The following is a 20,894-nucleotide window of genomic DNA, read 5'->3' on the forward strand; positions in this document are numbered from 1 at the left end:
TCGCGAATGCGATTTATCAAGCGGCGACGCACTTGAGCTGGCGCAAAAGCTGCATCCTACGGCCATTCGCCGGTTTTCCGTCACCGGCCCCTGGAGGATAGGATGCGTAGCCTGGTTTTGCTGCTGGCCATTATGGCGCTCGGTGGCTGCATGAATGTCAGCGAGATGGCCGAAGGGACTCGCTACCACATGAGTGATGCCGGCCTGCTGGACCACAGCGACAGCCGCCGGGTGAATAACCTGCGTATCCAGCCAGACTCGTTCGTCTACATTGCCCAGGGCGCCTTTATGCCGCCGGGCAGTGCCGTCTACCCGCGCCCCAATGTGATCGCCGAAGTCGCCTTCGATGGTTTCGTCGAGTATTTCCCGATGGTCCGCCGCGCCCGCACACCGCAAGGCCTTGACCAGGCCATGGGCGAAGCCCGTGCCGTCGGTGCCCATTACCTGCTCTATACCCGTTTCGCCAAGTCCGATGACCGCATTGGCAACTCGGATGAATGGCTGGATCAGGAGGCCGTGGATCGCCTTGGTATCGATACCGGCGTGATTCAGATCATGTTGATCGAGACCAGCACCCAGTATTTGATTGATACTGCACGTATCAACAGTCGTGGCGGTCTACTGACATTCCACGACGAAAAACCCGAAGACCTGATGGGCCCGCCGCTGCAGCAGTACGCGCGTAGCCTGTTGGGGCTCAGCGACCAGTAATTTCAAGGAGAGCACCATGAGTGGCCCGCAAAAAGCCAATGACCTGCTGGGGCAAATCCCCAAGACCCAAGGCTTGCCACCGGTCCACTTGTGGAACCCCGATTTTTGCGGCGACATCGACATGCGCATCGCCCGCGACGGCACCTGGTATTACCTGGGCACGCCGATCGGACGCAAGCCGATGGTCAAGCTGTTCTCCACCATCATTCGCCGCGACGGTGATGATTACTTCCTCATCACTCCGGTCGAGAAGGTCGGGATCAAGGTCGACGATGCGCCCTTCGTGGCGATTGCGGTGGACGTGGAAGGCGAGGGCGAGGCGCAAGTGTTGCGCTACACCACCAATGTCGACGAAACCACCGAGGCCGGTCCCGATCACCCGATTCGCGTGGTCATCGACCCGGTCACTCAAGAGCCGGCGCCTTACGTGCATGTGCGCACCAATCTCGAAGCACTGATCCATCGCAATGTGTTCTACCAATTGGTAGAGCTGGCGGTGCCGCGGGAGATCGACGGGCAGCGTTGGCTGGGCGTGTGGAGCGGTGGAGAGTTCTTCCCCATCGGCCTCGAGCCCTGACACTACCCCCACAATGAATTTCGGCAGTTCCTCACAAAATCAATTTGACAGCCAATCATATGATGATTAGCGTGGACACCCATCACAAACGGTTTTGAGGTGTCCATGTCCAGCAGTTTTCACGCCTCGACGGTCGATTGGCTGGGCTGCTGGATCGCTGCCCGGCACGTCAAGCCGGGGGAGACGCTCAAGGTCGAAGCTGACCTCGGCGAACAACTGGGTGTCAGTCGCACCGTTATCCGCGAAGCCATCAAGACCCTGGTTGCCAAGGGCATGCTCGAAGTCGGGCCGAAAGTCGGTACGCGGGTGTTGCCGGTACGGCGCTGGAACCTCTTCGATCCACAGGTCGTAGGTTGGCTGTCACGCAGCGGCTTGCCGGAAAACTTCGTCGATGACTTGCTCGACTTGCGCCGCACCATCGAACCGATGGCCGTGCGCTGGGCTTGCGAGCGTGCGACCGCCGAACAGCTCGATGCCATTTTACGAGCCTACAACGCATTGGCGCGAGCGGTGGACAGCGGAGTCGATTACAACCGCGCCGACCAGCTCTTCCACGAGTGCATTCTCGCTGCCAGCCACAATCAATTCATCGAGCAAATGGTCCCGGCCCTGGGCGCGCTGTTGGCAGTGTGTTTCGAAGTGTCCGCCGCCAACCCCGACGAGCTGCGCCGCACCTTGCCCATTCATAAAGACCTGGCCGACGCCATCGCCGCCCGGGACACCGCGCGGGGTGTGTGGGCCTGCATGACCCTGATCGATAACGCCGACCTGGCGATCAAGCGCTATTACCCGCAGGTCATGGCCGGAAAAAAAGCCGGCTGACAACCTGTAGAAGCTGGCTTGCTGGCGATGCGGCTCTTGAAGGACGCTATCGCCAGCCAGCCGGCTCCTACCGAAAAACAATAAAAAAGCAGGAGGTTTCATGACGTTGACTGCGGTTACCGAGCACCGGGCGCAACTCGGCGAAGGTCCGTTCTGGGATGCGCCGACCCAGGCGCTTTACTGGGTGGACATTGCCGGCAAACAGGCGCTGCGGTTGATCGGCGCCAACGTGCAGATCTGGCAGATGCCGGAGCATGTGTCGGCGTTCATCCCCTGTGCGAGCGGTGATGCGCTGGTGACCTTGAGCAGCGGCGTGTATCGGCTTGACCTTGATTCCCCGGGGTTGGAACCGCGACTGAGCTTGTTTTGCGTCGCGGATCCGCAGCCTGGTAACCGCGCGAACGAAGCCCGCTGCGATGCCCAGGGCAGGCTGTGGCTTGGCACCATGCAGAACAACATCGGCGAGCAGGGCGAAGACCTGCCCGTCGAACGGCGTTGCGGTTGCCTGTTCCGAATCGATAGCGATGCGCGGGTCACGCCACTGCTGCGTGGACTGGGTATCCCCAATACATTGTTGTGGAGCGACGACGCCACTACCGTCTATTTCGGTGACAGTCTCGACGGCACGTTGTGCAGATACTTTATTCGTGCCGATGGCCATCTTGACCCGGCACAGGCCTGGTTCGGTCCTCATCCACTCGGCGGCCCGGACGGCTCGGCAATGGACGCCGAGGGTTTTGTCTGGAATGCCCGATGGGACGGCAGTTGCCTGCTCAGGCTGACACCTGACGGGCAGGTCGATCGGGTAATCGAACTGCCCGTCAGCCGTCCGACCAGTTGCGTATTTGGCGATGCGGACTTGAAAACCCTGTACATCACCAGCGCCGCGAGCCCCCTTGGGCATCCGCTGGATGGGGCAGTGCTGGCGATTCGCGTCGACGTTGCAGGAAAGTCCTGTAGCCGATTTTCAGGTTAAATCCCTAAATATGGGATGCGAATATATATATTGAGATTTCCTGCGCGTCGGGTTTATAGTCGGCGCCATCAGTTACACGCATTCACACTTACAAAAACAAAACAGGTGAAGTGATGCAGCGATATTCCCCCGCACTCCCTCGTGGAGTCCGCGTTTCAAAGCACCCCGATGCTGAAACGTTTCGCGCCTGCCTGTTGCTTCCTCAACGCCCTTTTGACCGGACCTGACGTCCGGTTTTCGTCGTGCTTTCGAACAGGAGTCCTGATCCATGGCTGAACCTCTTTCGTTACCACCGGTGCCCGAGCCACCCAAGGGCGAGCGCCTGAAAAACAAAGTCGTACTGTTGACCGGCGCCGCCCAGGGCATCGGTGAGGCGATCGTAGCGACCTTCGCTTCCCAGCAGGCCAAGCTGGTCATCAGCGATATCCAGGCCGAAAAAGTCGAAAACGTCGCGGCACAGTGGCGGGGCAAAGGGGCTGACGTAGTGGCGATCAAGGCCGACGTTTCCCAGCAGCAGGACTTGCAGGCGATGGCCAGGCTGGCGGTTGAGCTTCACGGGCGGATCGACGTGCTGGTCAACTGCGCCGGGGTCAACGTGTTCCGAGATCCGTTGGAAATGACCGAGGAAGACTGGCGTCGCTGCTTCGCCATTGACCTGGACGGTGCCTGGTACGGTTGCAAGGCTGTATTGCCGCAGATGATCGAGCAAGGCATCGGCAGCATCATCAACATCGCTTCCACCCATTCCACCCACATCATTCCAGGCTGCTTCCCTTATCCGGTAGCCAAGCACGGCCTGCTCGGCCTGACCCGCGCCCTGGGTATCGAATACGCACCCAAGGGCATTCGCGTCAACGCCATCGCGCCGGGCTACATCGAAACCCAATTGAACGTCGACTACTGGAACGGCTTTGCCGACCCCCATGCCGAACGTCAGCGCGCCTTCGACCTGCACCCGCCGCGGCGCATCGGCCAGCCAATCGAGGTGGCCATGACCGCGGTGTTCCTGGCCAGTGATGAAGCACCGTTCATCAACGCTTCGTGCATCACCATCGATGGCGGGCGCTCAGTGATGTACCACGACTAGGTCATCCGGGTCTCAGGTGCAAAACTGCGCCTGAAATTCAATCATCATACGATATGACTATTGGCACTACGCTCAACAAAAACAACAAGGAGTCAGCTTATGAATCGTCGTCATGCCATCCGTTCCCTATGCTGCGCCGCCGTGGCGGTCAGCGCGTTCAGCCTGAGCAGCACGCTGCTGGCGGCTGAGGAAGTGAAAATCGGATTCCTGGTCAAGCAAGCGGAGGAGCCCTGGTTCCAGACCGAATGGGCCTTCGCTGAAAAGGCTGGCAAGGAAAAGGGCTTCACCCTGATCAAGATCGCCGTGCCTGACGGTGAGAAAACCCTGTCGGCCATCGACAGCCTGGCGGCCAACGGTGCCAAGGGTTTCGTGATCTGCCCGCCGGACGTGTCCCTGGGCCCTGCAATCATGGCCAAGGCCAAGCTCAATGGCTTGAAAGTGATCGCCGTGGATGACCGCTTCGTCGATGCCAGCGGCAAGTTCATGGAGGACGTCCCTTACCTGGGCATGGCCGCCTTTGAAGTCGGCCAGAAGCAGGGCAGCGCCATGGCCACCGAGGCGAAGAAGCGCGGCTGGGAGTGGAAAGACACCTATGCGGTGATCAACACCTTCAACGAACTCGACACCGGCAAGAAACGCACCGACGGCTCGGTCAAGGCGCTGGAAGATGCCGGCATGCCCAAAGACCACATCCTGTTCACGGCCCTGAAAACCCTCGACGTACCGGGCAGCATGGACGCCACCAACTCGGCACTGGTGAAGCTACCGAGCGCGGCGAAGAACCTGATCATCGGCGGCATGAACGACAACACCGTGCTGGGCGGCGTGCGTGCCACGGAAGCCGCCGGCTTTGCCGCGGCGAACGTGATCGGCATCGGCATCAACGGCACCGACGCCATTGGCGAGCTTAAGAAACCCGACAGCGGCTTCTACGGGTCGATGCTGCCAAGCCCGCACATCGAGGGCTACAACACCGCCAGCATGATGTACGAGTGGGTCACCAGCGGCAAAGAACCGGCGAAATACACCGCCATGGACGACGTGACACTGATCACGCGAGACAACTTCAAGCAGGAACTGGAAAAGATCGGCCTGTGGAACTGAGGGCCGGTTGATTTCATCGGTGACCCTGGCAACGGGGTTGCCTGATCTGTGCGATGAGGTGGTTATGGCGCAAACACAAGTACAACAACACACCGGCAGCTCTTTGAGTGGCAGTGGCAGCTTGCGCTTCAACGGGATCGGCAAAACCTTTCCCGGTGTGAAGGCGCTGGACAACATTAACTTCGTCGCCCATCCGGGGCAGGTTCATGCCTTGATGGGCGAGAACGGTGCCGGCAAGTCGACCCTGCTGAAAATCCTCGGCGGCGCCTACACCCCGAGCAGTGGCGACCTGCAGATAGGCGGCCAGACGATGGCGTTCAAGTCCACGGCCGACAGCATTGGCAGCGGGGTCGCGGTGATTCATCAGGAACTGCACCTGGTGCCGGAAATGACCGTGGCGGAAAATCTGTTTCTCGGTCACTTGCCGGCCAGTTTCGGTTTGATCAATCGCGCAACTTTGCGCCAGCAAGCCCTGGCCTGTCTCAGGGGGCTGGCCGACGAAATCGACCCGCAGGAGAAAGTCGGGCGCCTGTCGCTCGGTCAGCGGCAGCTGGTCGAGATCGCCAAGGCCTTGTCCCGTGGCGCGCATGTCATTGCTTTCGACGAGCCCACCAGCAGTCTTTCGGCGCGGGAGATCGACCGCTTGATGGCGATCATCGGTCGGCTGCGCGATGAAGGCAAAGTGGTGCTCTACGTCTCCCATCGCATGGAGGAAGTGTTCCGCATCTGCAACGCGGTGACGGTGTTCAAGGACGGCCGTTACGTGCGCACCTTCGAAGACATGAGCGAGTTGACCCATGATCAGTTGGTCACCTGCATGGTCGGTCGGGACATTCAGGACATCTACGATTACCGCCCGCGCCAGCGCGGCGCGGTGGCGTTGAAGGTCGACCGCCTGCTCGGGCCAGGCCTGCGCGAACCGGTGAGTTTCGATGCGCACAAGGGCGAGATCCTTGGCTTGTTCGGCCTGGTCGGCGCGGGGCGCACGGAATTGTTTCGCCTGCTTAGCGGGCTGGAACGCAACAGCGCCGGCCGTCTTGAACTGCGCGGCCATGAACTGAAACTGCGCTCGCCCCGGGATGCGATTGCGGCCGGGATCCTGCTCTGTCCCGAAGACCGCAAGAAGGAGGGCATCCTGCCGCTGGCAAGCGTCGCCGAGAACATCAACATCAGCGCCCGTGGTGCGCATTCAACCTTTGGTTGCCTGTTGCGTGGCCTGTGGGAGAAGGGCAACGCCGACAAGCAGATCAAGGCGCTGAAGGTAAAAACGCCACACGCCGGGCAACAGATCAAGTTCCTGTCCGGTGGCAACCAGCAGAAGGCCATTCTCGGTCGCTGGCTGTCGATGCCAATGAAAGTCCTGCTGCTCGACGAGCCCACCCGTGGCATCGACATCGGCGCCAAGGCCGAAATCTACCAGATCATCCATAACCTGGCCGCCAGCGGCATTGCGGTGATCGTGGTGTCCAGCGACCTGATGGAAGTGATGGGCATTTCCGACCGCATCCTGGTGTTGTGCGAAGGCGCACTGCGCGGCGAACTGAGCCGCGAACAGGCCAATGAATCCAACCTGCTGCAACTGGCTTTGCCGCGCCAACGCGCTGACGGCGTGGCGAACTGAGAGGTGACTATGATGACAACCCAAAACGAAACCCTGCCGACTGCACGCAAACCCCTGGACCTGCGGCGCTTTCTCGATGACTGGGTGATGCTGCTGGCGGCCGTCGGTATCTTCGTGCTCTGCACCTTGCTGATCGACAACTTCCTCTCGCCATTGAACATGCGCGGCCTGGGCCTGGCGATTTCCACCACCGGGATCGCGGCATGCACCATGTTGTACTGCCTGGCGTCCGGGCATTTCGACTTGTCGGTGGGGTCGGTGATCGCCTGCGCCGGGGTGGTTGCCGCCGTGGTGATGCGCGACACCGACAGCGTCTTTCTCGGTGTCAGCGCGGCGCTGGCGATGGGGCTGATCGTCGGCCTGATCAACGGCATCGTGATTGCCAAGCTGCGAGTCAATGCGCTGATCACCACGCTGGCGACCATGCAGATCGTGCGCGGCCTGGCCTACATCTTTGCCAATGGCAAGGCGGTGGGGGTGTCCCAGGAGTCGTTCTTCGTGTTCGGCAACGGCCAGTTGTTCGGCGTTCCGGTGCCGATCCTGATCACCATCGTCTGCTTCCTGTTCTTTGGCTGGTTACTCAACTACACCACCTACGGGCGCAACACCATGGCCATCGGCGGCAACCAGGAAGCGGCGCTGCTGGCGGGGGTCAACGTTGACCGGACCAAGATCATCATCTTCGCCGTGCACGGCCTGATCGGTGCACTGGCCGGGGTGATCCTGGCATCGCGCATGACCTCGGGCCAGCCGATGATTGGCCAGGGTTTCGAGCTGACGGTGATCTCGGCCTGCGTGCTCGGCGGCGTGTCGCTCAGTGGCGGGATCGGCATGATCCGGCATGTGATTGCCGGGGTGTTGATCCTGGCGATCATCGAGAACGCGATGAACCTGAAGAACATCGATACCTTCTATCAGTATGTGATTCGCGGTTCGATCCTACTGCTGGCCGTCGTCATCGACCGCCTCAAGCAGCGTTAACCCCACAACTGATCATTCCCACGCTCCGCGTGGGAATGCCTCAAGGGACGCTCCGCGTTCCAGCTCTCGAAAGGGACGCAGAGCGTCCCGGGCTGCATTCCCACGCAGAGCGTGGGAACGATCAAGCCGCACTCCCTTCTGTCATCTCCCGTAAATATTCCTTGCCCGTCGCAACTCGTTTCGGGTATCAATTTGTACATGATTAGACAGGTACGATTCGACAAGAAACAACGGGTGGTCGACGAACTCATCCGGCGCATCGAAAGCGGCCTCATGGAGGACGGTTTTCATCTGCCGGGCGAGCATCAGTTGGCTCAAGAATTCAAAGTCAGCCGAGGAACCTTGCGTGAAGCGCTAGCCGAGTTGAAACGGCGCAACTACATTGCGACGCAAAGCGGGGTCGGTTCAATCGTCACCTTCGACGGGGTGGTACTGGATCAGCGCAGCGGCTGGGCGCAGGCCCTTGCCGACAGCGGCGCACTGGTCAATACCGAAGTGTTGCGGCTGGAAGCCGTGAGCCGTCCCGACCTGCTACCGCGTTTCGGCACTGACCAGTTCATCACCCTGGACCGTCGCCGCCGCTCCAACGATGGCACGCTGGTCTCCCTTGAACGCTCATTGATGCCTGCTACCGGCGGCCTGGAAAGCCTGCCGCGGGTTGGCTTGATCGATAACTCGCTGACCATCACGTTGGCCGCCTATGGCTATATCGGCGAGCGCGGTGATCAATGGATCGGCGCCGAGCCGTTGAACGCCACCGATGCCGAACTGTTGGGGCGGCCGGTCGGCACGGTTTTCCTCAAGGCCTTGCGCACCACCTATGACCGGAAAAACCGTTTCATGGAACAGGTGGAAAGCCTGCTCGATCCTGTGCATTTTCGCCTGCACCTGCAATTCGGACCATCGAAATGACTGCGCTCAATCGTGCGCTAGGCGCGTTCTACGGCCTGGCCCTGGGCGATGCGCTTGGCATGCCGACCCAATCCCTTAGCCGCAGCCAGATTCGGGCGCGCTTTGGCGAGATCACCGGCCTTGAAGATGCCGGTCCCGATCAGCCGATCGCCGCCAATATGCCCAAGGGCTCGATCACCGACGACACCGAACAAGCCATTCTGGTCGGTCAATTGTTGGTCGAAGGTCAAGGCAACATCCAACCCGCGGTACTCGCACAGCGCTTGATCGAATGGGAAGCCGTGATGCAGGCCAAGGGCTCGCAGGACTTGCTCGGCCCTTCGACCAAGCGCGCGATCGAAATGATCCTCGCCGGCCACTCGCCCGAAGAAGCCGGTCGGTACGGCACTACCAATGGCGCGGCGATGCGGATCACGCCGGTCGGGATTGCCGCGGATGTGTCCAAAGCCGAGCGCTTCATCGATGCCGTGGTGCAGGCCTGCCAGGTCACCCACAACACCACGCTGGGCATTTCCAGCGCAGCGGCGGTGGCGGCGGTGGTTTCCGCCGGCATCAACGGCATGGACCTGGGCGAGGCGCTGAACCTCGGCCAGCAAATCGCCCAGCAAGCCGAAGGCCATGGTCACTGGGTAGCCGGCGGACGAATCGCTTCGCGCATCAGTTGGGCGCGCAGCATCAGCGTCGACAGTGACAAGGCGTTGCTCGCCGATGTGCTGTACGACGTGATCGGCACCTCGGTGGCTTCCCAGGAGTCGGTGGTGGTGTCGTTTGCCCTGGCCCAGCAAGTGGCCATAGGTGAAATGAATGCCTTTGATGCACTGTGCATGGCCGCCAGCCTGGGTGGCGACACCGACACCATCGCGGCGATTCTGGGGGCGATGCTCGGGGCTTGCCTTGGGTTGGAGAGTTGGCCGGTGGTGATGATCGAGAAGGTCAAGGCGGTCAATGATCTGGAACTTGAACCCCTCGTCAAAGGACTCCTCACCCTGCGCTGAGGAGCCCCTGTAGGAGCTGCCGCAGGCTGCGATCTTTTGATCTTGGCGGCCTTGAGGTCGCTGAAAATCAAGGTCAAAAGATCGCAGCCTGCGGCAGCTCCTACAGGGGATTGTCGCGGGCCACCCAATATCTGAATTGCCCACAACCACAAAAATGGCAACAGGAGCATTTTTCATGAGTTCATCGAACGCCGGGCAACTGGAAACCCGCGGCATCGAACCGGTGCCGGAGGCCGAGTGCAATGGTTATCCGCTGCAGCTGTTCTGGGTCTGGTTCGCTGCCAACATTTCCATTCTCGGCCTGCCGCTGGGCGCGACCCTCGTGGCGTTTCGCGGGTTGGCGATCTGGCAGGCAGTCATCGTCGCGATCCTCGGTGCCGCCGGTTCCTTCGCGGTGGTCGGGATCATATCCATCGCCGGTCGTCGTGGCCGCGCGCCAAGCCTGACCCTGTCCCGCGCCATCTTCGGCGTGCGCGGCAATATCGGCCCGACCCTGGTATCGCTGATGTCGCGCCTGGGCTGGGAAACCGTCAATACCACCACTGCCGCGTTCGTTCTGCTGTCGCTGTGCTCGATCCTTTTTGGTTCGCCGGTAGAGGCCAAAAGCGCGCCACTGCTGACCCTTGTGTTCATCGCGATTTTCGTGCTGCTGACCTTGTCGGTTTCCGGCCTCGGTCACGCCACATTGCTGGTGATCCAGAAGTGGGCGACCTACGTGTTCGGGGCACTGAATATCCTGGTCGGCGGCTTTCTTTGCGCCACCATCGACTGGAGCGCGGTGTTCAACGCCACACCGGCACCGATGAGCGCGATGATCATCGGTATCGGCACCATGGCGGCCGGCACCGGGATCGGCTGGGCCAACGCTGGCGCGGACATGTCGCGCTACCAGCACCGCAGCGTGGAGGCCGTGCGCCTGGTGGCGTCAGCGGCGTTCGGCGCGGGCATTCCACTGGTGCTGTTGATCACCGTCGGAGGCCTGTTGTCGGTGGGCAACAACGACCTGGCCCAGGCCGCCGACCCGATCATCGCCATCCGCGACATGCTGCCGACCTGGATGGCCGTGCCCTACCTGATCACCGCGTTCGGTGGCCTGCTGCTGTCGAACAACCTGTCGGTGTACTCCGCCGGCCTGACCACGCTGACCCTCGGTCTTAAAGTCAAGCGCGTCTACGCCGTGGTGGTAGACATCGTGGCGATTTTCGCCGGTTCGATTTACTTCATGTTGATCGCCGACAGTTTCTACGGCCCGTTCATCACCTTCATTTCCCTGTTGGCGGTGCCGATCACGGCATGGGTAGGGATCTTCGTGGTCGATCTGATTCATCGTCACTATTACAGCCCCAAGGACCTGCTGGACGTCAGCCCGCTTAGTGCCTACTGGTATCACGGCGGCGTCGAGTGGCGCGCGTTCGGTGCCTGGGCGGTGGCGATCGTGCTCGGTTTCAGTTTCACCACCATCGGCACCACGGCAGAAAACGTCTGGTTCAAAGGCTTCCTGTCCGACTCGTGGCTGGGGCATAACGGTCTCGGCTGGATCGTGACCTTCGTGGTCGCCGGTGGCATTTATCGGGTACTTGGCGGGGCGAAGGATCGTCGGGCCGCGTTGATCGAGAATGCTCATGCCTAAGTTGCTGCACACCGGCCAGGTCATCATCGACCTGGTGATGGCCGTGGATAAACTGCCGCAAGCGGGGGGCGATGTATTGGCGCAGTCCGCGAGTTTCCAGGCTGGCGGCGGTTTTAATGTGATGGCAGCCGCCCAGCGCAATGGTCTTTCGGTGGTCTACCTCGGTCGCCACGGCACCGGGCGATTCGGCGACCTGGCGCGTGAAGCAATGAACGCCGAAGGCATCCGGATCGGCATTGCTGAGCGCGCCGAGCGCGATACCGGGTTATGCGTCGCCATCACCGACGCCTCGGCCGAACGCAGTTTCGTTTCCTACATCGGTGCCGAAGGCGAATTGACTGCGCAAGACCTGGGCAGCGTGCCGGTCGAGGCGGGCGATTATGTCTATGTCAGCGGCTACAGCCTCCTGCAGGCGGGGAAGGCGCGGGCGCTGGTGGATTGGGTGCTGGCGTTGCCGAACGGGATCAATGTGGTGTTCGATCCGGGGCCGTTGGTGGATTCCCCGGATGCGCCGCTGATGCAGGCGTTGCTGGCGCGCATCGACGTGTGGACCAGTAACAGCGCCGAAGCGTTGAAGATTACAGGCGCGACGAAAATCGACCAGGCGTTGGATCGTCTGGTCGAATATTTGCCGCGCGATGTGCTCATGGTCGTTCGCGACGGGCCGCAAGGATGCTGGATTCAGCAGCCGGGCGAACGTCGACATGTACCAGGCTTCAAGGTGCAGGCGGTAGACAGCAATGGCGCCGGCGATGCCCATGCCGGGGTGTTCGTGGCGGGGTTGGCGCAGGGGTTGTCTGCGCTTGATGCCGCGCAACGGGCCAATGCGGCCGCGGCGCTGTCGGTGACCCGGTGGGGGCCGGCGACTTCGCCTGGGGCTGCTGAGGTGGATGAGTTGATCCGCAAGAGTATCGGCGCCTGATCTACCGCTTTCGTCGGAACGCCTTCGCGAGCAGGCTCGCTACCACATTTCGACCGGATTCTACCTGAAGAAACGCGATCAAATGTGGGAGCGGGCTTGTTCGCGAAGAGGCCCTGGAATTCAACATATATCAGCCAGCCTTGCGCAACGCCTCGATCAACTCCTGCTTGCGCATGCTGGACCGGCCCGGAATATTCTTCGCCCGGGCTTCTTTCATCAGGCTGTCGACGGTCTGCACCTCGCGCGAAGCCTTGCTGTTGCGCGAATGACCTTCACGGCTGAGCACCGCACGTCGCGACGATTCCTCTCGATCTTGCGCTTTGGCGCGGGCCGGCTTCTTGCGCCCTGAACCACCGGCACGCTCACCACCGCCGGACTGTTTGTTCACGGTCGCCCAGGCACGCGCTTCGGCTTCGTCCTTAGACACGCCTTTGCGCTCGTAACTGTCTTCGATATGTTCAGCCTTGCGTTTCTGCTCGGCGGTGTATTTGTCTTTGCTTCCACGAGGCATGGGATTTCTCCTGGCTTCTTGGTGGGTTCAAACATCCAGCTTGCGTGCCGCTTCAACGCCGGCAGCGCTGAGTTTGATCGGCAGGTTCAGCGAGTGTTCGCCGGCTTCGTTGCATTGCACGTTGCCGTGCTGGATCAGTCCACGCTCCTGCAGTGCAGCGAGGGTACTGGCCACGACTTTCTCCCCACGGTAATTGTCCAGCACCTCCTTGCCCAGACCGCTGGGGTGGGCGTGCAGCAGGCGGGTCAGGACTTCTTTTTCCAGGTTTTTATCGGCGTTCATGGTTACCTCTTCGTTGTGATGAGTCGGTAGAGTGGCGAGCTACTGGCTTGCGCCACCTATTGAGCCCGGGCTTTCGGTGGTGGTAGAACCTATGCCGGGGCTGGCTTTATCGGGCGTCTTGGTATCGGGCAGGTTCAGGCCGCCCTGGCGGCCTGCATCGTTGCCCTGGATCCGCGGATCGGTGCCGGTCGACGGCGGCAAGTTGCTGTCGACGCCCGTGCCGTTGATGTTGATCACGGGGGCGCTCTGGAGGGCGGGAACTCTGGGTGTTTCGACCGGGTTGGTCGGGCCGGTGCCGGACGCGGTCGTGGCAGCGATGACAAGCGGGGACATCAGGACAGCGAGGGCGAGGGCGGTCAACCTGGTCGGGAGCATGGCGCGGTGTCTCCATTGATTAAGAGTCCTTACCTGATGTTGGTCCGCCCCCGTTTTGAATTGGTGCCTGATCAGCGACGAACGGTCTAGACTCGTTGCATCGCCTGGGTTGAGCAGACGTGACGCCAGATCAATCGGCCCAGGGTGATCAGCCAATTGAGCAGGGCGATCGCGATGACGGTAAGTAGCAGGTTGGCCATGCCTTGTTCGACGATGATTTTCCCGGCGAGCAACGGAAAGCCGAACACGCCGATGAAGTACGACAGGCTGAACAAAAGCAAGGATTGCGCAGTGGTCCCGGTCGGCGCTTCATTGGCGGCGAGGCCATTGATCACCGAGTAAGTCAGCCCGTAGCCGACCCCGAGCATGGCCGCCGCGACCACGTAGCTCAAGCCATCATCGACCACGAAGCCGAACAGCAGGATCGAGCCCAGCATCAGGCCTGACAGCAGGCAGGAAGCGCGCAACGGATCACGCTTGACCACGAAACCTGCGATCAGCATGCGGCTGCTGATCGCCGCGCCCATGAAGCCCAGGAAGAACAGCGAATAGTCGAGCGAGCGCGCCGCTGCGTAGCTGGTCTGGAAACTCGACAGGCCACCGAAAACGCAACCGCCGAGGCCGACCATGATGATTGGAAACACCGCTCTGGAGGACAGCACCTGGGCCGTTGCACGCCAGGAAATCCGCGAAACCGCCGTCGATTCCAGCGATGCATTTTTCAGATGCCGATCGAGCTGCCAGAACAGCAAAACCCCGATCAGGCTGGCCAGTGCAGCGAGATAAAACGCGGCTGTCACCGGGAAGCCGAGGGCGCTTGCGACGCGACCCAGCAAGGGCCCGCTGCCGATCCCGGTCATCATGCTGCCCGACAGCAGTGCGAAGTATTTGGCCCGTTGCACGGGAGTGACCAGGCTCGCGACAATGATCGGCCCGAGGGTGTAGAACACCCCCCAACCCAACCCCAGCAATAGCCCGAAAAACAGCAGGAGATGGCCCAAGCCCGGCGTCAAGGCGAAGCCCAGGCTGGCCACCACCAGCAATAGGCCGAACAGCGCGACCGAACGTGCGGCACCGAGCAGGTCGGACAAGTGACCGGACGCAATCACCGCAGCAAAGGTGCTCAGCATCGCCGCCGAAATTACACTGCCGGCGTCGTGTTCGTTGCCGCCGCGCGAGCCGATCAGCAGCGACAGCAAAAAGGTCGAACCGTAGGACAGCGAGAGCAGGTAACTGGCCAGGCAAAAGAGGCCGAACAATTTGCTGGAGACTGGGGGTGTGGCAGTGGACATGTCGCGGTTCCTTGACCCGATAAATACGCAGGTCATCTATCTATCATGCAAGGCGTTCATGTTAGGTCTCAGGTTCGCGATGCCAGGGTTAGCGTGGACCGGAGTAAGGTGCATGGGGGTCGAGGGAGCCTGCTCCCTCGCCACAATTCTCGCGGCGCCTTAGTATGGCGTTTTCAACTTCTGACAAGGCACGTCCATGACGATCGAAATCCGCCCGGCAACCCCCAGTGACGCGCCGCAAATCCTCGCGTTCATCACTGAACTGGCCGACTACGAACGTGCTCGCCATGAAGTCATCGCCAGTGTCGCCGACATCGAACGCAGCCTGTTCAGTGAAGGGGCGACGGCCCATGGCCTGATCTGCCTGCGCGAGGGTGTGCCCATCGGTTTTGCGGTGTTTTTTTTCAGCTACTCCACGTGGCTGGGCAGCAACTGCCTGTACCTCGAAGATTTGTACATCACACCTGAACAGCGCGGTGGCGGTGCGGGTAAAACCTTGTTGCGTCACCTGGCGAAAATCGCCTGTGCCAACGACTGTGGGCGCTTCGAATGGAGCGTGCTGGAGTGGAACACCCCGGCTATCGACTTCTACAAATCCCTAGGCGCGCAGCCGCAGGAAGAGTGGGTGCGCTACCGCATGGACGGGGCCGTCTTGCGGGATTTTGCCGAGGGTAATTGATACCGTTTAAAAGATCGCAGCCTTCGGCAGCGCCATGAATCGCGTGTAAACCCGATTCTGTAGCTGCCGAAGGCTGCGATCTTTTTTTGTCTTGTCTCAATATATGGGATTGATATTTATATATTGAGATTTTGCGGCACCAAGGTTTATAGTCCGCCTCACTCACTGCCAAAAACAGAACAGGTGAAGCGATGCAGGCGCAATTAATCGCGCTCGATTGGGGGACAACCTCATTACGTGCCTACAAACTTGCCGCGGGCGGCCAGGTGCTCGAACAGCGCTCGCTGTCGTCGGGGATCATGCAGTTGCCCAAGGCTGCGCGAATGATCAACGGCCGAGAGTGCGTCGATGGTTTTGAACTGGCTTTTGACCAGGCCTGTGGCGATTGGCTCGACGAACAGCCCGACTTGCCAGTGATCGCCTGCGGCATGGTGGGCAGCGCCCAGGGCTGGCGCGAGGCGGCTTATCGCGACACGCCGGCGAACGTCGCCAATCTCGGCACTTCCCTGCAAACCGTTCGCAGTCTTCGCGGTGTCGATGTACACATCGTGCCGGGGGTGATCCAGCGTTCGCGCTTGCCGAACGTGATGCGCGGCGAAGAAACCCAAGTGCTCGGCGTACTGCAGAACATCGCAGGCGAGGCGGGCACCGATCTACTGATCGGCCTGCCAGGCAGCCATTCGAAATGGGTGGAAGTGGCCGACGGCTGCATCGTGCATTTCGATACCTTCATGACCGGTGAAGTCTTCGCCGTGCTCAGCGAACACAGCATTCTGGGGCGTACCCAGCAGCGCGGCGCGTCATTCGATGGCGAGGCGTTCGATCGCGGCGTACAGGTGGCGTTGTCGACAGACGGCGAAATAGGCCCCTTGTCGACCTTGTTCAGCGCCCGCAGCCTCGGCCTGACCGGCGAGCTCAGCGCCACGGCGCAAGCGGATTACTTGTCCGGCCTGTTGATCGGCCATGAACTGTCGGCCCTGGCCTGCGTGCAGCGGCGTCGACGCAACAGTGTGCACCTGCCTTCGATCATCCTGATTGGCAATTCCCAACTGTGCAGCCGCTACAGCCGCGCACTCGATGCCTGCGGTTTTGCGCGGGTGACGTTGGCCGAACAGGCCACCGAACGCGGGTTGTGGCAGCTGGCACTGGCTGCCGGCCTGATCTCGCCCACGCCACATCGTTAACCCTGACTGGAGTCCTGACATGCTCAAACACGCACTGGCGCAAAACGGGCTGATCGCGATCCTGCGTGGCCTGCGCCCGCAAGAAGCCGCTGCTATCGGCGAAGTCCTGTATGAAGCCGGATTTCGCGTCATCGAAGTGCCGCTCAACTCCCCGGAGCCGTATGAAAGCATTCGCATCCTGCGCAGTACGTTGCCCGCCGATTGCCTGATTGGCGCGGGCACGGTGCTGACGCCGCAACAGGTCGAGCAAGTGAAAGCGGCCGGCGGCCAGGTGATCGTCATGCCCCACAGCGATCCGAAGGTTTTGCGCGCGGCGAAAGCGGCTGGCCTTTATCTGTCGCCCGGTGTCGCCACCCCGACCGAGGCCTTCGCGGCACTGGCCGAGGGCGCTGATGTGCTGAAGATGTTCCCGGCCGAGCAAATGGGCCCGGCGGTCGTCAAGGCCTGGCTCGCGGTGCTGCCGGCGGGAACGATCCTGGCGCCCGTCGGTGGCATTACCCCGGACAACATGCAGGTGTTTATCGACGCGGGCGTCAAAGGCTTCGGCCTCGGGTCCGGGTTGTTCAAGCCGGGCATGACCCCTGAGCAAGTGGCGGCCAATGCCAAGGCCTACGTGGCTGCCTGGAAAGCCCTTCGCTAAGACTTTTTTGGCGCTGCGAGCGCTGGATCTAACAAGAGAGACCGACAGATGAAAATCACCAAACTGACCACCTTCATCGTTCCGCCACGCTGGTGCTTCCTCAAGGTCGAGACCGATGAAGGCGTGACCGGCTGGGGCGAGCCCGTAGTCGAAGGCCGCGCTCACACTGTCGCGGCTGCCGTTGAAGAATTGTCCGACTACCTGATCGGCAAAGACCCACGCAATATCGAAGACATCTGGACCGTGCTGTACCGCGGTGGCTTTTACCGTGGCGGCGCCATCCACATGAGTGCCCTGGCCGGCATCGACCAGGCGTTGTGGGACATCAAGGGCAAGGCGCTGGGTGTGTCGGTCAGTGACCTGCTGGGTGGACAGGTGCGGGACAAGATCCGCGTGTATTCGTGGATCGGCGGCGACCGCCCGGCAGACACTGCGCGAGCGGCGAAAGAAGCGGTCAGTCGGGGTTTCACCGCAGTGAAAATGAATGGCACCGAAGAGCTGCAGTTCCTCGATACCTTCGACAAAGTCGACCTGGCCCTGGCCAACGTCGCTGCCGTGCGTGATGCGGTCGGGCCGAACGTCGGCATTGGCGTCGACTTCCATGGCCGGGTGCACAAGCCCATGGCCAAGGTGCTGATGAAGGAACTCGATCCGTACAAGCTGATGTTCATCGAAGAACCGGTGCTCAGCGAAAACTACGAAGCGCTTAAGGAGCTGGCACCGCTGACCAGCACGCCGATTGCCCTGGGTGAGCGGCTGTTCTCGCGCTGGGATTTCAAGCGCGTGCTCAGCGAGGGCTACGTCGACATCATCCAGCCGGATGCTTCACATGCGGGCGGCATCACCGAAACCCGCAAGATCGCCAATATGGCCGAAGCCTACGACGTGGCGTTGGCGCTGCATTGCCCGCTGGGTCCGATTGCCCTGGCGGCGTGCCTGCAACTGGACGCTGTCTGCTACAACGCGTTCATCCAGGAGCAGAGCCTGGGCATCCATTACAACGAGAGCAACGACCTGCTCGACTATGTGAAGGATCCACGGGTGTTCGACTACGACCAAGGCTTCGTGAAAATCCCGAACGGCCCGGGTCTGGGCATCGAGATCAACGAAGAATATGTGATCGAACGCGCCGCCGTCGGCCACCGCTGGCGCAACCCGATCTGGCGCCATGCCGACGGCAGTTTTGCCGAGTGGTAATGCCTGCGCGGTGATTGTTCCCACGCTCTGCGTGGGAATACCTCACTGGACGCTCTGCGTCCGCTTTTGGGACGCAGAGCGTCCCTGGCTGCATTCCCACGCAGAGCGTGGGAACGATCACGACCTCAATAAACATAAAAAGAGGCACTCCCCATGCAACCGCAAACCCTCACCGGGCAGGCGTCGTTGGCGGCGCCCAGCCGCAAGCGTTTTTTCATCATGGTCCTGTTGTTCATCACCGTGGTGATCAACTACCTGGACCGCAGCAACCTGTCGATCGCTGCGCCAGCGCTGACCAGCGACCTGGGCATCGATCCAATACACGTCGGCCTGATCTTCTCGGCCTTCGGCTGGACCTACGCCGCCATGCAGATTCCCGGTGGCTGGCTGGTGGACCGGGTGCCGCCGCGCATTCTGTATACCGCTGCACTCCTGTTATGGTCGATTGCCACGGTCATGCTCGGTTTCGCGGGCAGCTTCATCGCCCTGTTCGTATTGCGCATGGCGGTCGGTGCCCTGGAAGCGCCGGCCTATCCGATCAACAGTCGCGTGGTTACCACCTGGTTCCCGGAGCGTGAGCGTGCCACGGCCATCGGTTTCTACACGTCTGGACAGTTCGTCGGCCTGGCTTTCCTGACGCCGGTATTGGCCTGGCTGCAGCATGAATTCGGCTGGCACATGGTGTTCGTGGCCACCGGCGCAGTGGGCATTCTCTGGGCGGTGATCTGGTACGCGGTGTATCGCGAGCCCCGGGATTTCAAAGGCGCCAACGACGCCGAAATCGACTTGATCCGCGAAGGCGGCGGGCTGGTGGACATCCAGGCCGAACAAGCCAGGGTCAAAGCCAAATTCAGCTGGACCGACCTGGGGATTGTCCTCACCAAGCGCAAACTTTGGGGCATTTACCTCGGCCAATTCTGCCTCAACTCGACCCTGTGGTTTTTCCTGACGTGGTTCCCGACCTACCTGGTGAAATACCGCGGCATGGATTTCATCAAGTCCGGACTGCTGGCATCGCTGCCGTTTCTCGCGGCGTTCGTCGGCGTGCTGTGCTCCGGTTTCTTCTCGGACTTTCTGATTCGTCGTGGTTACTCCGTGGGCTTCGCCCGCAAGTTGCCGATCATCAGTGGCCTGCTGATTTCCACTTCGATCATTGGCGCCAACTTCGTTGAGTCGACGCCGCTGGTAATTGCCTTCCTCGCGCTGGCGTTTTTCGGCAACGGCCTGGCTTCGATCACCTGGTCGCTGGTGTCGACCCTGGCTCCCGCGCGACTGCTTGGGCTGACCGGTGGGGTATTCAACTTCATCGGCAACCTGTCGGCCATCGCCACGCCGATCGTCATCGGCTTCCTTGCCAGCGGTGATTCCTTTGCCCCGGCCATTACCTATATCTCGGTCCTGGCGTTGATCGGTGCACTTTCCTACATCTTGCTGGTGGGCAAGGTCGAGCGTATCAAGTTGTAGTCGTGACCCGCGGGCGACCATAATGCCGCCCGTTCACTCGCTCAACGGTAAAGGCTGGATATGCAGGAAGACGCCCCAAAAATCGCCAAGGACGCCGCACCGACCGGCACCCAGACCCTGCTTCGCGGGTTGGGTGTGGTTCAGGCCGTGGCCAGTGGCGCCCGCGATCTCAAGGAAATCGCCCGGTTGATCGGCACCACGCGCAGCACCACCCATCGCCTGGCCAGTTGCCTGGTGGACGAGCGATATCTGCGGGTGGTGCCGCAGGTCGGTTACCTGTTGGGGCCCAAGTTGATCGAACTGGGTTTTCAGGCGCGTGAGGAGTTGCCGCTGGTGGCCCTGGCCGGGTCATATCTGGATGAGCTGTCGGCGTTGACCGGCGATACCATTCACCTGGCTATCCGCGAAGGCGATGAGGTGCTGTACCTGCACAAGAACCCGGGGCGCAACGGTCCGGAGATGCGCTCGCGGGTCGGCCATCGCATGCCCTTGGCACGTACGGGAATCGGCAAGGCATTGATGCTCGATGACTCGCCGCAAGAGTGGCAGCGCTTGTACGAAATCAGCCTGCCGGTGGGTGGGAAAAACCAGTTCTGGCCGCAGCACCCCGAACAGTCGTGGGAACAGTTCCAGCAGCGCATGATCGAGTACGTGGCCGGCGGTTATGCCTTCGACCTGGAAGACAACGAACCGTCGATCCGCTGCGTGGCGGCACCGATCCGCGATGCCAGCAAACGCATCGTCGCCGGCATCAGCATCGCCAGTACCGTGCCGTACATGCCGCTGGAAAAAATGGCCGAGCTGATTCCTTTGATCAAAGGGGTTACGGCCCGGCTGTCGGCGGAGCTGGGCGCCAAAATCTGACGGTATGCGGTAATCCTTGTGGGAGCGAGCCTGCTCGCGAAAGCGATTTATCATTCGATATGGGTATC

The 20,894-nt window shown here is 61.1% G+C and carries 22 protein-coding genes; 18 read left to right on the plus strand and 4 right to left on the minus strand.

Annotated features, from left to right (window positions below; genetic code table 11):
- Positions 1 to 102: 102 nt before the first annotated feature.
- The 12 genes from PG5_RS25460 (at position 103) to PG5_RS25515 (ending at position 12,338) form a co-directional block, all read left to right on the plus strand.
- On the plus strand, positions 103 to 711 hold the full coding sequence (locus tag PG5_RS25460) for a DUF4823 domain-containing protein (protein ID WP_020799944.1): 609 nt from the start codon (positions 103 to 105) through the stop codon (positions 709 to 711).
- A 16-nt stretch (positions 712 to 727) separates the two neighbouring features.
- Entirely contained in the window at positions 728 to 1,288 is a 561-nt protein-coding gene (locus PG5_RS25465) for a DUF1285 domain-containing protein (RefSeq protein WP_020799945.1), read from the plus strand.
- A 105-nt stretch (positions 1,289 to 1,393) separates the two neighbouring features.
- Positions 1,394 to 2,110 carry a FadR/GntR family transcriptional regulator gene (locus PG5_RS25470; protein WP_020799946.1) on the plus strand — a complete coding sequence of 239 codons (717 nt, stop codon included), beginning with the start codon at positions 1,394 to 1,396 and terminating at the stop codon, positions 2,108 to 2,110.
- A gap of 100 nt (positions 2,111 to 2,210) precedes the next feature.
- The gene (locus PG5_RS25475) at positions 2,211 to 3,086 is read left to right on the plus strand and encodes an SMP-30/gluconolactonase/LRE family protein (RefSeq protein ID WP_020799947.1); all 876 of its coding nucleotides are present in this window, start codon (positions 2,211 to 2,213) and stop codon (positions 3,084 to 3,086) included.
- 268 nt (positions 3,087 to 3,354) lie between these two features.
- Positions 3,355 to 4,173, plus strand: coding sequence for an SDR family oxidoreductase (locus PG5_RS25480; protein ID WP_020799948.1), 819 nt, complete (start codon positions 3,355 to 3,357; stop codon positions 4,171 to 4,173).
- Positions 4,174 to 4,272: 99 nt separating this feature from the next.
- Positions 4,273 to 5,277, plus strand: a complete 1,005-nt coding sequence (locus PG5_RS25485; protein WP_020799949.1) for a substrate-binding domain-containing protein — start codon at positions 4,273 to 4,275, stop codon at positions 5,275 to 5,277.
- A gap of 64 nt (positions 5,278 to 5,341) precedes the next feature.
- On the plus strand, positions 5,342 to 6,898 hold the full coding sequence (araG, locus tag PG5_RS25490) for an L-arabinose ABC transporter ATP-binding protein AraG (RefSeq protein WP_033043754.1): 1,557 nt from the start codon (positions 5,342 to 5,344) through the stop codon (positions 6,896 to 6,898).
- Between the two features lie 12 nt (positions 6,899 to 6,910).
- The gene (araH, locus tag PG5_RS25495; RefSeq protein WP_032832152.1) at positions 6,911 to 7,879 is read left to right on the plus strand and encodes an L-arabinose ABC transporter permease AraH; all 969 of its coding nucleotides are present in this window, start codon (positions 6,911 to 6,913) and stop codon (positions 7,877 to 7,879) included.
- Between the two features lie 198 nt (positions 7,880 to 8,077).
- Complete coding sequence (locus tag PG5_RS25500; protein ID WP_020799951.1) at positions 8,078 to 8,791, plus strand: GntR family transcriptional regulator; 714 nt, start codon at positions 8,078 to 8,080, stop codon at positions 8,789 to 8,791.
- On the plus strand, positions 8,788 to 9,786 hold the full coding sequence (locus PG5_RS25505; RefSeq protein ID WP_020799952.1) for an ADP-ribosylglycohydrolase family protein: 999 nt from the start codon (positions 8,788 to 8,790) through the stop codon (positions 9,784 to 9,786). The genes PG5_RS25500 and PG5_RS25505 overlap by 4 nt, the downstream gene beginning before the upstream one ends.
- 175 nt (positions 9,787 to 9,961) lie before the next feature.
- Entirely contained in the window at positions 9,962 to 11,416 is a 1,455-nt protein-coding gene (locus PG5_RS25510; RefSeq protein WP_020799953.1) for a cytosine permease, read from the plus strand.
- Positions 11,409 to 12,338, plus strand: coding sequence for a PfkB family carbohydrate kinase (locus tag PG5_RS25515; protein WP_020799954.1), 930 nt, complete (start codon positions 11,409 to 11,411; stop codon positions 12,336 to 12,338). Before PG5_RS25510 ends, PG5_RS25515 begins: the two co-directional genes overlap by 8 nt.
- Before the next feature lie 130 nt (positions 12,339 to 12,468).
- On the opposite strand, the gene PG5_RS25520 is transcribed toward PG5_RS25515, so the two are convergent.
- The 4 genes from PG5_RS25520 to PG5_RS25535 form a co-directional block, all read right to left on the minus strand.
- A complete protein-coding gene (locus PG5_RS25520) occupies positions 12,469 to 12,849 on the minus strand; it encodes a Rho termination factor N-terminal domain-containing protein (protein WP_020799955.1) in 381 nt (126 codons plus the stop codon).
- 27 nt (positions 12,850 to 12,876) lie between these two features.
- Positions 12,877 to 13,131 carry a hypothetical protein gene (locus PG5_RS25525; RefSeq protein WP_020799956.1) on the minus strand — a complete coding sequence of 85 codons (255 nt, stop codon included), beginning with the start codon at positions 13,129 to 13,131 and terminating at the stop codon, positions 12,877 to 12,879.
- 39 nt (positions 13,132 to 13,170) lie between these two features.
- Entirely contained in the window at positions 13,171 to 13,506 is a 336-nt protein-coding gene (locus PG5_RS25530; protein WP_033044175.1) for a hypothetical protein, read from the minus strand.
- Positions 13,507 to 13,592: 86 nt separating this feature from the next.
- Complete coding sequence (locus tag PG5_RS25535; protein WP_020799958.1) at positions 13,593 to 14,798, minus strand: MFS transporter; 1,206 nt, start codon at positions 14,796 to 14,798, stop codon at positions 13,593 to 13,595.
- A 196-nt stretch (positions 14,799 to 14,994) separates the two neighbouring features.
- Between PG5_RS25535 and PG5_RS25540 the strand changes: the two genes are divergently transcribed.
- The 6 genes from PG5_RS25540 to PG5_RS25565 all read left to right on the plus strand — a co-directional run bounded on the left by PG5_RS25540 (position 14,995) and on the right by PG5_RS25565 (position 20,826).
- Positions 14,995 to 15,477, plus strand: coding sequence for a GNAT family N-acetyltransferase (locus tag PG5_RS25540; RefSeq protein ID WP_008065853.1), 483 nt, complete (start codon positions 14,995 to 14,997; stop codon positions 15,475 to 15,477).
- Between the two features lie 191 nt (positions 15,478 to 15,668).
- Positions 15,669 to 16,661 (plus strand): 2-dehydro-3-deoxygalactonokinase, encoded by a 993-nt coding sequence (locus PG5_RS25545; protein WP_020799959.1) that lies wholly within the window; start codon positions 15,669 to 15,671, stop codon positions 16,659 to 16,661.
- Between the two features lie 19 nt (positions 16,662 to 16,680).
- A complete protein-coding gene (locus PG5_RS25550) occupies positions 16,681 to 17,301 on the plus strand; it encodes a 2-dehydro-3-deoxy-6-phosphogalactonate aldolase (protein WP_020799960.1) in 621 nt (206 codons plus the stop codon).
- Positions 17,302 to 17,349: 48 nt separating this feature from the next.
- On the plus strand, positions 17,350 to 18,498 hold the full coding sequence (gene dgoD, locus PG5_RS25555; RefSeq protein WP_020799961.1) for a galactonate dehydratase: 1,149 nt from the start codon (positions 17,350 to 17,352) through the stop codon (positions 18,496 to 18,498).
- A gap of 153 nt (positions 18,499 to 18,651) precedes the next feature.
- Positions 18,652 to 19,962, plus strand: a complete 1,311-nt coding sequence (locus PG5_RS25560; protein WP_020799962.1) for an MFS transporter — start codon at positions 18,652 to 18,654, stop codon at positions 19,960 to 19,962.
- A gap of 60 nt (positions 19,963 to 20,022) precedes the next feature.
- Positions 20,023 to 20,826, plus strand: a complete 804-nt coding sequence (locus PG5_RS25565) for an IclR family transcriptional regulator (protein ID WP_020799963.1) — start codon at positions 20,023 to 20,025, stop codon at positions 20,824 to 20,826.
- Positions 20,827 to 20,894 lie beyond the last annotated feature (68 nt).

Origin of the sequence: Pseudomonas sp. G5(2012), from assembly GCF_000408945.1 — a bacterium.
GTDB classification, from domain to species: domain Bacteria; phylum Pseudomonadota; class Gammaproteobacteria; order Pseudomonadales; family Pseudomonadaceae; genus Aquipseudomonas; species Aquipseudomonas umsongensis.

What these genes read in the sequence shown, in the direction of transcription:
- PG5_RS25560 (WP_020799962.1), top strand. Translation starts at nt 18,652, where the DNA reads ATGCAACCGCAAACCCTCACCGGGCAGGCGTCGTTGGCGGCGCCCAGC.
- PG5_RS25500 (WP_020799951.1), top strand. Translation starts at nt 8,078, where the DNA reads ATGATTAGACAGGTACGATTCGACAAGAAACAACGGGTGGTCGACGAA.
- PG5_RS25485 (WP_020799949.1), top strand. Translation starts at nt 4,273, where the DNA reads ATGAATCGTCGTCATGCCATCCGTTCCCTATGCTGCGCCGCCGTGGCG.
- dgoD (WP_020799961.1), top strand. Translation starts at nt 17,350, where the DNA reads ATGAAAATCACCAAACTGACCACCTTCATCGTTCCGCCACGCTGGTGC.
- PG5_RS25470 (WP_020799946.1), top strand. Translation starts at nt 1,394, where the DNA reads ATGTCCAGCAGTTTTCACGCCTCGACGGTCGATTGGCTGGGCTGCTGG.
- PG5_RS25520 (WP_020799955.1), bottom strand. Translation starts at nt 12,849, where the DNA reads ATGCCTCGTGGAAGCAAAGACAAATACACCGCCGAGCAGAAACGCAAG.
- PG5_RS25480 (WP_020799948.1), top strand. Translation starts at nt 3,355, where the DNA reads ATGGCTGAACCTCTTTCGTTACCACCGGTGCCCGAGCCACCCAAGGGC.
- PG5_RS25535 (WP_020799958.1), bottom strand. Translation starts at nt 14,798, where the DNA reads ATGTCCACTGCCACACCCCCAGTCTCCAGCAAATTGTTCGGCCTCTTT.
- PG5_RS25530 (WP_033044175.1), bottom strand. Translation starts at nt 13,506, where the DNA reads ATGCTCCCGACCAGGTTGACCGCCCTCGCCCTCGCTGTCCTGATGTCC.
- PG5_RS25545 (WP_020799959.1), top strand. Translation starts at nt 15,669, where the DNA reads ATGCAGGCGCAATTAATCGCGCTCGATTGGGGGACAACCTCATTACGT.
- PG5_RS25460 (WP_020799944.1), top strand. Translation starts at nt 103, where the DNA reads ATGCGTAGCCTGGTTTTGCTGCTGGCCATTATGGCGCTCGGTGGCTGC.
- PG5_RS25510 (WP_020799953.1), top strand. Translation starts at nt 9,962, where the DNA reads ATGAGTTCATCGAACGCCGGGCAACTGGAAACCCGCGGCATCGAACCG.
- PG5_RS25475 (WP_020799947.1), top strand. Translation starts at nt 2,211, where the DNA reads ATGACGTTGACTGCGGTTACCGAGCACCGGGCGCAACTCGGCGAAGGT.
- PG5_RS25565 (WP_020799963.1), top strand. Translation starts at nt 20,023, where the DNA reads ATGCAGGAAGACGCCCCAAAAATCGCCAAGGACGCCGCACCGACCGGC.
- PG5_RS25540 (WP_008065853.1), top strand. Translation starts at nt 14,995, where the DNA reads ATGACGATCGAAATCCGCCCGGCAACCCCCAGTGACGCGCCGCAAATC.
- PG5_RS25525 (WP_020799956.1), bottom strand. Translation starts at nt 13,131, where the DNA reads ATGAACGCCGATAAAAACCTGGAAAAAGAAGTCCTGACCCGCCTGCTG.
- araG (WP_033043754.1), top strand. Translation starts at nt 5,342, where the DNA reads ATGGCGCAAACACAAGTACAACAACACACCGGCAGCTCTTTGAGTGGC.
- araH (WP_032832152.1), top strand. Translation starts at nt 6,911, where the DNA reads ATGACAACCCAAAACGAAACCCTGCCGACTGCACGCAAACCCCTGGAC.
- PG5_RS25550 (WP_020799960.1), top strand. Translation starts at nt 16,681, where the DNA reads ATGCTCAAACACGCACTGGCGCAAAACGGGCTGATCGCGATCCTGCGT.
- PG5_RS25515 (WP_020799954.1), top strand. Translation starts at nt 11,409, where the DNA reads ATGCCTAAGTTGCTGCACACCGGCCAGGTCATCATCGACCTGGTGATG.
- PG5_RS25505 (WP_020799952.1), top strand. Translation starts at nt 8,788, where the DNA reads ATGACTGCGCTCAATCGTGCGCTAGGCGCGTTCTACGGCCTGGCCCTG.
- PG5_RS25465 (WP_020799945.1), top strand. Translation starts at nt 728, where the DNA reads ATGAGTGGCCCGCAAAAAGCCAATGACCTGCTGGGGCAAATCCCCAAG.